11 protein-coding genes and 1 rRNA gene are annotated in these 13,100 nt (G+C 66.7%); 3 read left to right on the forward strand and 9 right to left on the reverse strand.

Annotated features, from left to right (window positions below; genetic code table 11):
- Nucleotides 1-75: 75 nt before the first annotated feature.
- From M4V62_RS12720 to thyX, 4 genes are all read right to left on the reverse strand, one after another.
- Nucleotides 76-1,600 (reverse strand): 16S ribosomal RNA (locus M4V62_RS12720).
- A 530-nt stretch (nucleotides 1,601-2,130) separates the two neighbouring features.
- Nucleotides 2,131-3,816 (reverse strand): ribonuclease J, encoded by a 1,686-nt coding sequence (locus M4V62_RS12725; RefSeq protein WP_249587373.1) that lies wholly within the window; start codon nucleotides 3,814-3,816, stop codon nucleotides 2,131-2,133.
- Nucleotides 3,817-3,951: 135 nt separating this feature from the next.
- Nucleotides 3,952-4,851 (reverse strand): 4-hydroxy-tetrahydrodipicolinate synthase, encoded by a 900-nt coding sequence (gene dapA, locus M4V62_RS12730; RefSeq protein WP_249587374.1) that lies wholly within the window; start codon nucleotides 4,849-4,851, stop codon nucleotides 3,952-3,954.
- Between the two features lie 190 nt (nucleotides 4,852-5,041).
- The gene (gene thyX, locus M4V62_RS12735; protein ID WP_249587375.1) at nucleotides 5,042-5,782 is read right to left on the reverse strand and encodes an FAD-dependent thymidylate synthase; all 741 of its coding nucleotides are present in this window, start codon (nucleotides 5,780-5,782) and stop codon (nucleotides 5,042-5,044) included.
- Between the two features lie 190 nt (nucleotides 5,783-5,972).
- On the opposite strand from thyX, the gene M4V62_RS12740 reads away from it, so the two are divergent.
- Nucleotides 5,973-6,212, forward strand: a complete 240-nt coding sequence (locus M4V62_RS12740; RefSeq protein ID WP_249587376.1) for a hypothetical protein — start codon at nucleotides 5,973-5,975, stop codon at nucleotides 6,210-6,212.
- A gap of 153 nt (nucleotides 6,213-6,365) precedes the next feature.
- The gene (locus tag M4V62_RS12745; protein ID WP_249587377.1) at nucleotides 6,366-6,926 is read left to right on the forward strand and encodes a PH domain-containing protein; all 561 of its coding nucleotides are present in this window, start codon (nucleotides 6,366-6,368) and stop codon (nucleotides 6,924-6,926) included.
- A gap of 21 nt (nucleotides 6,927-6,947) precedes the next feature.
- Here the strand turns inward: M4V62_RS12745 and M4V62_RS12750 are convergent, their stop codons facing one another.
- From M4V62_RS12750 to rpsO, 5 genes are all read right to left on the reverse strand, one after another.
- A complete protein-coding gene (locus M4V62_RS12750; protein WP_249587378.1) occupies nucleotides 6,948-7,400 on the reverse strand; it encodes a tetratricopeptide repeat protein in 453 nt (150 codons plus the stop codon).
- Between the two features lie 30 nt (nucleotides 7,401-7,430).
- Nucleotides 7,431-8,183, reverse strand: coding sequence for a 4-hydroxy-tetrahydrodipicolinate reductase (gene dapB, locus M4V62_RS12755; protein ID WP_249587379.1), 753 nt, complete (start codon nucleotides 8,181-8,183; stop codon nucleotides 7,431-7,433).
- Between the two features lie 40 nt (nucleotides 8,184-8,223).
- Nucleotides 8,224-9,603 carry a M16 family metallopeptidase gene (locus tag M4V62_RS12760; RefSeq protein ID WP_249587380.1) on the reverse strand — a complete coding sequence of 460 codons (1,380 nt, stop codon included), beginning with the start codon at nucleotides 9,601-9,603 and terminating at the stop codon, nucleotides 8,224-8,226.
- Entirely contained in the window at nucleotides 9,600-11,816 is a 2,217-nt protein-coding gene (locus tag M4V62_RS12765) for a polyribonucleotide nucleotidyltransferase (RefSeq protein WP_249587381.1), read from the reverse strand. Before M4V62_RS12765 ends, M4V62_RS12760 begins: the two co-directional genes overlap by 4 nt.
- Nucleotides 11,817-12,175: 359 nt before the next feature.
- Nucleotides 12,176-12,463 (reverse strand): 30S ribosomal protein S15, encoded by a 288-nt coding sequence (gene rpsO, locus M4V62_RS12770; protein WP_160507553.1) that lies wholly within the window; start codon nucleotides 12,461-12,463, stop codon nucleotides 12,176-12,178.
- Between the two features lie 306 nt (nucleotides 12,464-12,769).
- Between rpsO and M4V62_RS12775 the strand changes: the two genes are divergently transcribed.
- Nucleotides 12,770-13,087, forward strand: coding sequence for a DUF397 domain-containing protein (locus tag M4V62_RS12775; RefSeq protein WP_249587382.1), 318 nt, complete (start codon nucleotides 12,770-12,772; stop codon nucleotides 13,085-13,087).
- Nucleotides 13,088-13,100: the final 13 nt, after the last annotated feature.

Genomic DNA, 13,100 nt, shown 5'->3' on the forward strand with positions numbered 1-13,100 from the left:
CCATGAGCTAACCACCGTCGAACATTTGCCGACGTAGTGGCTCTGGATTCCTTGCGGAATCTAGATGCTCCTTAGAAAGGAGGTGATCCAGCCGCACCTTCCGGTACGGCTACCTTGTTACGACTTCGTCCCAATCGCCAGTCCCACCTTCGACAGCTCCCTCCCACAAGGGGTTGGGCCACCGGCTTCGGGTGTTACCGACTTTCGTGACGTGACGGGCGGTGTGTACAAGGCCCGGGAACGTATTCACCGCAGCAATGCTGATCTGCGATTACTAGCAACTCCGACTTCATGGGGTCGAGTTGCAGACCCCAATCCGAACTGAGACAGGCTTTTTGAGATTCGCTCCGCCTCGCGGCTTCGCAGCTCATTGTACCTGCCATTGTAGCACGTGTGCAGCCCAAGACATAAGGGGCATGATGACTTGACGTCGTCCCCACCTTCCTCCGAGTTGACCCCGGCAGTCTCCTGTGAGTCCCCATCACCCCGAAGGGCATGCTGGCAACACAGAACAAGGGTTGCGCTCGTTGCGGGACTTAACCCAACATCTCACGACACGAGCTGACGACAGCCATGCACCACCTGTATACCGACCACAAGGGGGGCACCATCTCTGATGCTTTCCGGTATATGTCAAGCCTTGGTAAGGTTCTTCGCGTTGCGTCGAATTAAGCCACATGCTCCGCTGCTTGTGCGGGCCCCCGTCAATTCCTTTGAGTTTTAGCCTTGCGGCCGTACTCCCCAGGCGGGGAACTTAATGCGTTAGCTGCGGCACCGACGACGTGGAATGTCGCCAACACCTAGTTCCCACCGTTTACGGCGTGGACTACCAGGGTATCTAATCCTGTTCGCTCCCCACGCTTTCGCTCCTCAGCGTCAGTAATGGCCCAGAGATCCGCCTTCGCCACCGGTGTTCCTCCTGATATCTGCGCATTTCACCGCTACACCAGGAATTCCGATCTCCCCTACCACACTCTAGCCTGCCCGTATCGACTGCAGACCCGGGGTTAAGCCCCGGGCTTTCACAACCGACGTGACAAGCCGCCTACGAGCTCTTTACGCCCAATAATTCCGGACAACGCTTGCGCCCTACGTATTACCGCGGCTGCTGGCACGTAGTTAGCCGGCGCTTCTTCTGCAGGTACCGTCACTTTCGCTTCTTCCCTGCTGAAAGAGGTTTACAACCCGAAGGCCGTCATCCCTCACGCGGCGTCGCTGCATCAGGCTTTCGCCCATTGTGCAATATTCCCCACTGCTGCCTCCCGTAGGAGTCTGGGCCGTGTCTCAGTCCCAGTGTGGCCGGTCGCCCTCTCAGGCCGGCTACCCGTCGTCGCCTTGGTGAGCTTCTACCTCACCAACTAGCTGATAGGCCGCGGGCTCATCCTGCACCGCCGGAGCTTTCAACCCCTCCCATGCGAGAGGGGATATCATCCGGTATTAGACCCCGTTTCCAGGGCTTGTCCCAGAGTGCAGGGCAGATTGCCCACGTGTTACTCACCCGTTCGCCACTAATCCACCCCGAAGGGCTTCATCGTTCGACTTGCATGTGTTAAGCACGCCGCCAGCGTTCGTCCTGAGCCAGGATCAAACTCTCCGTGAATGTTTACCCGTAATCGGGTGCACATCCGCGTTGAGCGGAACCAGGAAGAGGAATAATCTTCCGGTTCACAGCGTCCTCGCTGATGTTTTCTTCAAAGGAACCTCGTCCCGACCATGACGGCCGGAGACGGGGTATCAACATATCTGGCGTTGACTTTTGGCACGCTGTTGAGTTCTCAAGGAACGGACGCTTCCTTTGTACTCACCCTCTCGGGCTTTCCTCCGGGCGCTTCCCTTCGGTGTTTCTTTTTGTTCTTCGTTCTTGCGTTTCCGACTCTATCAGACTCTTTCGTGTCCGATTTTCCTCGGTGCCTTTCTGGTTTCCGCTCCGGCCTTTCGACTTTCGCGTTTTCCTTTCCGGCGGTTCCGACTTTATCAGAGATTCTGAGTCGGAATTCCCCGCCCTGTTCGGGTCCCTCCGAGCACGTGAGTGCCGGGTGCTTCCCGTTCAGGCGGAGACGTAAACGTACTGGAGCGGGGCGCCCCGATGCAAATCGAGGCGCCCCGCTCCGGAGTTCACGCAGTGTCAGGTCAGACCTCGACGACCACGGGAAGGATCATCGGGCGTCGGCGGTAGTTGTCCGAGACCCACTTGCCCAGCGTGCGGCGGATGAGTTGCTGCAGCTGGTGGGGCTCCACGACGCCGTCCTGGGCCGACTTCTCGAGGACCTCCTGGACCCTCGGCATGACGGCGGAGAAGGCCGAGTCCTCGATGCCCGAGCCGCGGGCCTGGATGTGCGGGCCCCCGGTGATCTTGCCGGTGCTGGAGTCCACCACCACGAAGACCGAGATGATGCCCTCGTCGCCGAGGATCCTGCGGTCCTTGAGAGAGGACTCCGTGACGTCGCCGACCGAGAGGCCGTCGACATAGACGTATCCCGCCTGGACCTTGCCGACGATCTTCGCCTTGCCCTCGACGAGGTCGACGACAACACCGTCCTCGGCGATCACGATGCGGTCGTGCGGGACGCCGGTGAGGGCGCCCAGCTCGGCGTTGGCGCGCAGGTGGCGCCATTCGCCGTGCACCGGCATCAGGTTCTTGGGCTTGCAGATGTTGTAGAAGTACAGGAGCTCGCCCGCCGACGCGTGGCCGGAGACGTGCACCTTCGCGTTGCCCTTGTGGACGACGTTCGCTCCCCAGCGGGTCAGGCCGTTGATCACGCGGTAGACCGCGTTCTCGTTGCCGGGGATGAGCGACGAAGCCAGGATCACCGTGTCGCCCTGGACGATGCGGATCTGGTGGTCGCGGTTGGCCATCCGGGAGAGGGCGGCCATCGGTTCGCCCTGCGAGCCCGTGCAGACGAGCACGACCTGGCTGTCGGGGAGGTCGTCGAGCGTCTTGACGTCCACCACCAGGCCCGGCGGGACCTTCAGGTAGCCGAGGTCCCTCGCGATGCCCATGTTGCGGACCATCGAGCGGCCGACGAAGGCGACCCTGCGGCCGTACTCGTGGGCCGCGTCCAGGATCTGCTGGATGCGGTGGACGTGGCTGGCGAAGCTCGCGACGATGATCCGCTTCTGGGCGCCGGCGAAGACGCCCCGGATCACGTTCGAGATGTCGCGCTCCGGCGGGACGAAGCCCGGGACCTCGGCGTTCGTCGAGTCGGAGAGAAGGAGATCGATGCCCTCCTCGCTCAGCCGTGCGAACGCGTGCAGGTCGGTGAGGCGGCCGTCCATCGGCAGCTGGTCCATCTTGAAGTCGCCGGTGGCGACCACCATGCCCGCGGGGGTGCGGACGGCGACGGCCAGGGCGTCCGGAATGGAGTGGTTGACCGCGATGAATTCACAGTCGAACGGGCCGAGGCGCTCGCGGTCGCCCTCGACGACCTCGAGCGTGTACGGACGGATGCGGTGCTCCTGGAGCTTCGCCTCGATGAGCGCGAGGGTCAGCTTGGAGCCGATCAGCGGGATGTCCGGCTTCTCGCGCAGGAGATACGGGACACCGCCGATGTGGTCCTCGTGGCCGTGCGTGAGCACGATGCCGTCGATGTCGTCGAGGCGGTCCCTGATGGACGTGAAGTCCGGCAGGATCAGGTCGATTCCGGGCTGCTCCTCCTCGGGGAAGAGCACTCCGCAGTCGACGATCAGCAGGCGACCGTTGTACTCGAAGACGGTCATGTTGCGGCCGATCTCACCGAGGCCGCCGAGCGGGGTGACCCGCAGGCCGCCCTTCGGGAGCTTCGGCGGGGCGCCGAGTTCAGGATGCGGATGACTCAAAAGACTCTCCTCACCACACGCGCCACGTACCTCCAGGGCACGTGGCGCGCATGACGTTCGTGCAGTAGCAGTTGTTTGGTGTGGGTGCAGGACCGTGTCCTGCGGGTCGTGCGTATTCAGTTGTGAAGTCTGTGGTTAGAGCTGTACCCCGCCGGCGGCGAGATCGATCTTGAGCTGGGCCGTCTCGTCGGGTGACAGCTCGACGAGGGGCAGCCGCAGCGGTCCCGCGGGGCGGCCCTGCAGGGTGAGCGCCGCCTTGGTGGTGATCACACCCTGCGTACGGAACATGCCAGTGAAGACCGGGAGCAGCTTCTGGTGGATCTCGGTGGCCTTGCGCACGTCACCCGTGGAGTGCGCGTCGAGCATCGCGCGCAGTTCCGGGGTGACCACGTGGCTCACGACGGAGACGAAGCCGCAGGCTCCGACGGAGAGCAGCGGGAGGTTCAGCATGTCGTCGCCGGAGTACCAGGCGAGGCCGGAGCGGGCGATGGCCCAGCTGGCGCGGCCGAGGTCACCCTTGGCGTCCTTGTTGGCGACGATCCGGGGGTGGTGGGCGAGGCGGACGATCGTCTCGGTGTTGATCGGTACGCCACTGCGGCCGGGGATGTCGTAGAGCATGACCGGCAGCTCGGTGCTGTCGGCGATCGCGGTGAAGTGGCGGAGCAGGCCCTCCTGCGGGGGCTTGTTGTAGTACGGCGTGACCGTCAGGAGGCCGGTGGCGCCGACACGCTCCGCGTCGCGCGCGAGCTCGATGCTGTGGCGGGTGTCGTTCGTGCCGACGCCCGCGACGACGTGGGCGCGGTCTCCGACTGCTTCCACTACGGCTCGTACGAGCTCGGCTTTCTCCGCGTTGCTGGTGGTCGGGGACTCACCAGTGGTGCCGTTGATGACGAGGCCGTCGTTGCCTGCGTCCACCAGATGGGCGGCGAGCCGCTGGGCGCCGTCGAGGTCGAGCGCGCCGTCCGCCGTGAAGGGCGTGACCATAGCGGTGAGGACCCTGCCGAAGGGGGTCTGCGGAGTGGAGGTCGGAGCCATGGGTAACACGCTACTCGCTGCTCAGCGCGTGGTCCCCCCTCGGGGGATGTATGCGGACCTGACAAGTGAGGAGCCCGGCACTGCCTGCTCGGGGGTTCAAGCAGTGCCGGGTCCGTTTGATCAGGCTAGATGAACTTCTCGAAATGCCGCAATACGGACACCTCACTCAGCCCACCCGTACATCAGTGCCTTACGGAGCCACGCGTCCGTTGCCGTTGAAGGCGGCGTGCGTGAGAGGCATGAGCTTGGCCCAGTGCTCCTCCATCTTCTCGCCGACCATCTCGATCTCCCGCTGCGGGAAGGACGGGACCTTGGCGAGCTCGTGCTGCGTGCGCAGACCGAGGAAGTGCATCAGCGAACGGGCGTTGCACGTGGCGTACATAGACGAGAAGAGGCCGACCGGCAGGACCGCGCGGGCGACCTCGCGGGCGACGCCGGCGGCGAGCATCTCCTGATACGCCTCGTACGCCTGGCGGTACGAGTCCTCCATGACGCGGCCCGTGAGCTCCTGCTGGGCCTGGGTGCCCTCCACGAAGACGTACTTCCCGGGGCGGCCCTCCTGGACCAGCTTGCGGGACTCGTCGGGGACGTAGAACGTCGGCTGGAGCTCCCTGTAGCGGCCCGACTCCTCGTTGTACGACCAGCCCACGCGGTGCCGCATGAACTCGCGGAAGACGAAGATCGGGGCGCTGATGAAGAACGTCATCGAGTTGTGCTCGAACGGGCTGCCGTGGCGGTCGCGCATCAGGTAGTTGATCAGGCCCTTGGAGCGCTCCGGGTCCTTCTGGAGCTCTTCCAGGGACTGCTCCCCGGCAGTGGAGACACGGGCGGCCCACAGGACGTCGGAGTCGGTCGCGGCATGCTTCACCAACTCGACGGTGACCTCGCTGCGGAAGCTGGGCTTGAGGTCTTCGGTGGGGGTCTCGCTCACTGGCGGGGTCCTTCCATGTGCATCACTCGGGCGGCGCCCACTCTATGGCCCGGCACTGACAATCGGCCGTTCGGTGGCTCGCCACGACATTCTTCGGCGAATTTGGCGAAACCGGGCACCATTTGGGCGTTTCGAGCGTCTGACTGGACAACAGAGTTTCGTTCGAGTCGCGTGAGGAGAAACGCACCCCATGTTCCGTCGGCGCGAGCCCGTCCCGTTCGCCTTCATCGCCGAAGCCGACAAGTTCCGCAGCAATGTCACTCCCCCACCCCGAGAGCGCCCGTCGGCCTCTCAGGTCGTGGGCCGCACCCTGGTCGGCCTGGTCGTGGTCGCCGGACTGGCAGGTTCTCTGCTGGTCGGCATGCCCGCCCTGTCGCCCGATCAGGCACCCGCACAGCACCAGCAGTCCGAAGCCTCGGACGGTCGATGACGACCGTCGCGGCCCTCTGACTCTCCACCACTGCCCTAAAAGCATGGGGGTACCCCCATGGCCCCCCATGGCCCCCCATGGGTGGTAGGCGGGAGCAGGGCTCGGTAGCCTCACCGGGCACAGCCCGTGCGTGGATTGAGTGAGGATTCAGTCGTGCCCCTGCCCTTCCTGACGGCGGACCGCGCCTTTGACGAGGCAGCGGACGACGCCGCGCTGCCGTTCGACGACCGCGACCACTGGCGGCGGCCCTACCGGCCGGGTCCGTGGCGGGTGGGGGCGGCCGCGCTGCTTCTGCTGCTCGCCTCGTACGTCCTCGTCGCCGCCGTGATCATCGCGTTCGCGGACTCACTGGCGGGTGCCGCGATCTGCGCGGGGCTCGCCGCGGTCATCATCGTGAGCGCGCTGCGGCTGCTGCGGATGGGTACCTGGGTCAGCGCGCACGGACTGCGTCGTGTCGCCTTCCTCACGACGCAGACCGTGCCGTGGGCACAGGTCGTGACGGTGCGTACGACGCAGCAGCCCGTGCGGTGGCTGGGTCTGCCCCGCACGGTTCAGGGGCAGGCACTCGTCCTCGTACGGCGGGATCAGCAGGCCGAGGGGCAGCCGCCGTTGCTCACCGACCGCAATGCCGACTTCCTGGCGCGGTACGAGGCGTTCAACCGGGCGGCCGACTCCATCGAGGTGTGGGCGGACGAGTACCGCCGCACTGCCTGAGCCGGACGTGCACCGTCCGAGCTAGACGTTCATCGGTCGGCCCGCGTGCAGCGCGATCGCGCGCTGCATCGCCTTTCGCGCGCGCGGGGTGTCCCGGGCGTCGTGATAGGCGACGGCGAGGCGGAACCAGCAGCGCCAGTCGTCCGGTGAGTCCTCGGTCTCGGCCTTGCGCCTGGCGAAGACCTCGTCGGCCGAGTCGCGGTCGATGCGACCGCCCGGCGTGCGCTTCAACTCGTCGACGGGGAGGCCGCCTTCGGCCTCCAGTTCGGCGGCGAGGCGGTTGGCGCGCTGGACGAACTGGGTGTTCTTCCAGAGGAACCAGATGCCGATGAACGGCAGGATGAGCACCGCGACACCGAAGGTGACGGTGAGCGCGGTGCCGTGCTGTATCAGGAGCACGCCGCGGCTGCCGACCAGGACGAAGTAGACGACCAGGACGGCAGCCGTGACGGCGTAAGTGATCTTTGCTCGCATGAGGGTCAGTTCAGCTCGGTTCGGCCCGCGTCAGTTCAGGTCCAGGAAGTGTTCCAGGCCGAACGTCAGGCCCGGAGTGCTCACCACGCGGCGTACGCTGAGCAGGATGCCCGGCATGAAGCTGCTGTGGTGCAGCGAGTCGTGCCGGACGGTGAGGGTCTCGCCCTCGCCGCCGAGCAGCACCTCCTGGTGGGCCAGCAGACCCCGAAGGCGTACGGAGTGCACCGGCACTCCGTCGACGTCCGCGCCGCGGGCGCCGTCCAGGGCCGTCGACGTGGCGTCCGGCTGCGGGGCGCTGCCCGCTTCCCGGCGGGCCGCGGCGATGAGCTGGGCGGTGCGCTGGGCGGTGCCGCTGGGGGCGTCGGCCTTGTTCGGGTGGTGCAGCTCGACGACCTCGACGGACTCGAAGTACGGCGCCGCGATCTGCGCGAACTTCATGGTGAGGACCGCGCCGATGGAGAAGTTCGGGGCGATCAGGACGCCCGTCCTCGGCGATGCGGCCAGCGAGGCCTCCAGCTGCGCGACCCGCTCGTCGGTCCAGCCCGTCGTACCGACGACGGCGTGGATGCCGTGCCGGACGCAGAAGTCCAGATTGCCCATCACCGCGTCGGGGTTGGTCAGTTCGACCACGACCTGGGCGCCGGTCTCCACCAGCGTGTCCAGCGAGTCGCCCCGGCCAAGGGCGGCGACCAGTTCCAGGTCGTCGGCGGCTTCGACGGCCCGGACGGCCTCGGAGCCGATCCGGCCCTTGGCTCCGACGACCGCCACGCGCAGCTTGCTCATGTGCCTGATTCCTTAAGGGAGTTAGAAGACCGCTAAGGGCTTAGGAGACCGCTTCGTGCAGGCGGGCGGCCTGCTTGTCCTTGAGCGGACCGATGGCCGACAGCGAAGGGCGGTGGCCGAGGACCTCGCGTGCGACCTCACGGACGTCGTCCGGGGTGACCGCCGCGATCTTCGCCAGCATGTCGTCGACCGACATCTGCTCGCCCCAGCACAGCTCGCTCTTGCCGATACGGTTCATCAGCGCGCCGGTGTCCTCGAGGCCGAGGACGGTGGAGCCCGCGAGCTGGCCGATCGCGCGGCCGATCTCGTCGTCGCTCAGGCCGTTCTGCGCGACGTCGTCGAGTTCGTCGCGGCAGATCTTCAGCACGTCGTGCACCTGGCTCGGGCGGCAGCCCGCGTACACGCCGAAGAGGCCGGTGTCGGCGAAGCCCGACGTGTACGAGTACACGCTGTAGGCCAGGCCACGCTTCTCGCGGACCTCCTGGAAGAGCCGGGACGACATGCCGCCGCCCAGGGCGGTGTTCAGGACGCCCATGGCCCAGCGGCGGTCGTCCGTGCGGGCCAGGCCCGGCATGCCGAGGATGACGTGGGCCTGCTCGGTCTTGCGGTTGACGACCTCGACGCGGCCCGCCGTGCGCAGGGCGCGGGAGCCCTGGCGCGGGATCATCGGGGTCGCGTCGGTGCGGTTCAGGGCGCCGGCCTTCTCGAAGGCGGCACGGACCTGGCGTACGACCTTGTTGTGGTCGACGTTGCCCGCGGCCGCGACCACCAGGTGGGTCGGGTCGTAGTGCTTCTTGTAGAAGCGGCGGATCCGGTCCGCGGTGAGGGCGTTGACCGTCTCCTCGGTGCCCAGGACGGGGCGGCCGAGCGGGGTGTCGCCGAGCATCGTGTGCGCGAACAGGTCGTGCACGCAGTCGCCCGGGTCGTCCTCGGTCATCGCGATCTCTTCGAGGATGACGCCACGCTCGGCGTCGACGTCCTCCTGGAGGATCAGGGAGCCCGTCAGCATGTCGCAGACGACGTCGATGGCGAGCGGCAGGTCGGTGTCGAGCACGCGTGCGTAGTAGCACGTGTACTCCTTCGCCGTGAAGGCGTTCATCTCGCCGCCGACCGCGTCGAGCGCGGAGGAGATGTCGAGGGCGCTGCGCTTCTTGGTGCCCTTGAAGAGCAGGTGCTCCAAGTAGTGCGTGGCGCCGTTCAGAGCCGGGGTCTCGTCGCGGGAGCCGACGTTCGCCCAGATCCCGAAGGTCGCCGAGCGTACGGAGGGAAGGGTCTCGGTGACGACGCGGAGGCCGCCCGGCAGCGTCGTACGGCGGACCGTGCCGATGCCGTCCTTGCCCTTGAGGAGGGTTTGGGTACGGGCGACGGCCCGCCCCTCCGAGGAGGGGCGGGCCGTCGTCGTGGTGCTACGCGACGTCACTTGTCGGTGTCGTCCTTCGTCTCGTCGCCCTCTTCGCCCTCGACGACGGGGATGAGGGAGAGCTTGCCGCGGGAGTCGATCTCGGCGATCTCGACCTGGACCTTCTGGCCCACGCCGACGACGTCCTCGACGTTCTCCACGCGCTTGCCGCCGGCGAGCTTGCGGATCTGCGAGATGTGCAGCAGACCGTCCTTGCCCGGCATCAGGGACACGAACGCACCGAAGGTGGTCGTCTTGACGACCGTGCCCAGGTAGCGCTCGCCGACCTCCGGCATGGTCGGGTTGGCGATGCCGTTGATCGTGGCGCGGGCGGCCTCGGCCTGCGAGCCCTGCTGAGCACCGATGTAGATGGTGCCGTCGTCCTCGATCGTGATGTCGGCGCCGGTGTCCTCCTGGATCTGGTTGATCATCTTGCCCTTCGGGCCGATGACCTCACCGATCTTGTCCACCGGGATCTTGACCGTGATGATGCGCGGCGCGTTCGGGGACATCTCGTCCGGAACGTCGATCGCCTCGTTCATGACGTCCAGGATGTGCAGACGCGCGTCACGGGCCTGCTTCAGCGCGGCGGCCAGGACCGAGGCGGGGATGCCGTCGAGCTTGGTGTCGAGCTGGAGCGCGGTCACGAACTGCTTCGTACCGGCGACCTTGAAGTCCATGTCACCGAACGCGTCCTCCGCACCGAGGATGTCGGTGAGGGCGACGTAGTGCGTCTGGCCGTCGATCTCCTGCGAGATCAGACCCATGGCGATACCGGCGACGGCGGCCTTCAGCGGCACACCGGCGTTCAGCAGCGACATCGTCGAGGCACAGACCGAGCCCATGGACGTCGAGCCGTTCGAACCGAGGGCCTCGGAGACCTGACGGATCGCGTACGGGAAGTCCTCGCGCGAGGGGAGCACGGGCACGATCGCGCGCTCGGCGAGCGCGCCGTGGCCGATCTCGCGGCGCTTGGGCGAACCGACGCGGCCGGTCTCGCCGACCGAGTACGGCGGGAAGTTGTAGTTGTGCATGTAGCGCTTGCGCGTCACCGGCGAAAGGGTGTCGAGCTGCTGCTCCATGCGGAGCATGTTGAGGGTGGTGACGCCCAGGATCTGGGTCTCGCCACGCTCGAACAGCGCCGAACCGTGCACGCGCGGGATGGCCTCGACCTCGGCGGCGAGCGTACGGATGTCCGTGACGCCACGGCCGTCGATGCGGACCTTGTCCTTGATGACGCGCTCGCGGACCAGCTTCTTGGTCAGCGCGCGGTACGCACCGGAGATCTCCTTCTCGCGGCCCTCGAACTGCGGGAGCAGCTTCTCGGAGGCGATCTCCTTGACGCGGTCGAGCTCGGCCTCGCGCTCCTGCTTGCCGGCGATGGTCAGGGCCTGGGAGAGCTCCGACTTCACGGCGGCGGTCAGGGCCTCGAGGACGTCGTCCTGGTAGTCCAGGAAGACCGGGAACTCGCCGGTGGGCTTGGCGGCCTTGGCGGCGAGGTCGGACTGGGCCTTGCAGAGCGCCTTGATGAAGGGCTTCGCGGCTTCCAGACCGGCGGCGACGATCTCCTCGGTCGGCGCCTCGGCGCCGTCCGCGACGAGCTGGATGGTCTTCTCGGTGGCCTCGGCCTCGACCATCATGATCGCGACGTCGCCGTCCTCGAGGACGCGACCGGCGACGACCATGTCGAAGACGGCGTCCTCGAGCTCGGTGTGCGTCGGGAAGGCGACCCACTGGCCCTTGATGAGCGCCACGCGCGTGCCGCCGATCGGGCCCGAGAAGGGCAGGCCGGCCAGCTGCGTGGAGCAGGAGGCGGCGTTGATCGCGACCACGTCGTACAAGTGGTCGGGGTTGAGCGCCATGACCGTCTCGACGATCTGGATCTCGTTGCGCAGGCCCTTCTTGAAGGAAGGACGCAGCGGGCGGTCGATCAGGCGGCAGGTCAGGATCGCGTCCTCGGAGGGGCGACCCTCACGACGGAAGAACGAACCGGGGATCTTGCCGGCGGCGTACTGCCGCTCCTCGACGTCCACCGTGAGGGGGAAGAAGTCGAGCTGGTCCTTGGGCCGCTTGGAAGCGGTGGTGGCCGACAGCACCATGGTGTCGTCGTCCAGGTACGCGACGGCGGAGCCTGCGGCCTGCTTGGCCAGGCGGCCCGTCTCGAAGCGGATGGTGCGGGTGCCGAAAGTGCCGTTGTCGATAACAGCCTCGGCGTAGTGGGTCTCGTTCTCCACTGTTCTCCTACGTGTCTACGTTTCGTCTTCTCGCCCCTGGGCCCGTGTGGCCCGGGGGCGGCGTCCCATGCGTCCTTCGTGGACGGGGACTGTGTGGAGAAGCGCGCCGTGTGTGCGGGCCGGTCTTCGATCGAAGCTCCCGGGGGTTTCGCCCGGGGGCCACTACCGAAGATCGGCGGCGGCTGGTGCGCCTCTCCTTCGTGAGGTCGTACTAGGTGTCCCCCGGGCGCTGGACCATGGTGATCCCTACCCGCGGGGACGTGCTTCCGTCACCAGACTACAAAGCGTCGGTGACAATGCGCACGTACAGCAAAGGGAGCGGCCCCCTCTTGCGTGGGAACCGCCCCCTTCACGATGTCTTACTTGGCGCCCGCCGCACCGCGACGGATGCCCAGACGGTCCACCAGCGCACGGAAGCGCTTGATGTCCTTCTTGGCCAGGTACTGCAGCAGACGGCGGCGCTGACCGACCAGGATCAGCAGACCACGACGGGAGTGGTGGTCGTGCTTGTGGGTCTTGAGGTGCTCGGTCAGGTCCGAGATCCGGCGGGAGAGCATGGCGACCTGGACCTCGGGGGAGCCGGTGTCGCCCTCCTTCTGGCCGAACTCGGTCATGATCTGCTTCTTCGTAGCGGCGTCGAGCGACACGCTTACTCCTCGTAGTCTTTTCGTGGCCACCGAGTGCCCCTGGTCTAAATCGCAGGGGAGCTTCCATAACTCGGGAGGCGAGGTCCGCTGGGCGCTGCCTCCAGGCCCTCGCTTGAGGGGGTCCGGGGGCGCGTACACATACGGCCGTTACACAGGGTACCAGGGCGGCCAGGACCGCCCGCCCGGTGGTGCCCTTTACCGCATCCACCCCCACAAGTGTGCACGTGATCCGATACTCGGTCCCCCGCGGCGGCCCGCCAGTAGTCTGAGCCGACAGTTCGTTCGCACGGGAGGGGTCCGCGCACCATGGCCGAGACAGAGGGCAAGAGCGCCCAGGCTCAGGACGAGGACGTCGCAGCACGCAAGGAGCGGGAGAAGAACGAGCTCTACGCTCTCGACATCTCCGGCGTGGAGTGGCACAGCGCGCCGGGCACCGAGGCGCACGAGGAGCGGGTCGAGATCGCGTACCTGCCGGACGGGGCCGTGGCCATGCGGTCGTCGATCGAGCCCGAGACGGTGCTGCGGTACACCGAGGCGGAATGGCGGGCCTTCGTGCTCGGGGCTCGGGACGGGGAATTCGATCTGGAGTCGGCGCCGCGCGACGACAGCCGGGCCACGGGCTGACCGAGACCCTCTG

This window comes from Streptomyces durmitorensis (assembly GCF_023498005.1).
GTDB classification, from domain to species: Bacteria; Actinomycetota; Actinomycetes; order Streptomycetales; family Streptomycetaceae; genus Streptomyces; species Streptomyces durmitorensis.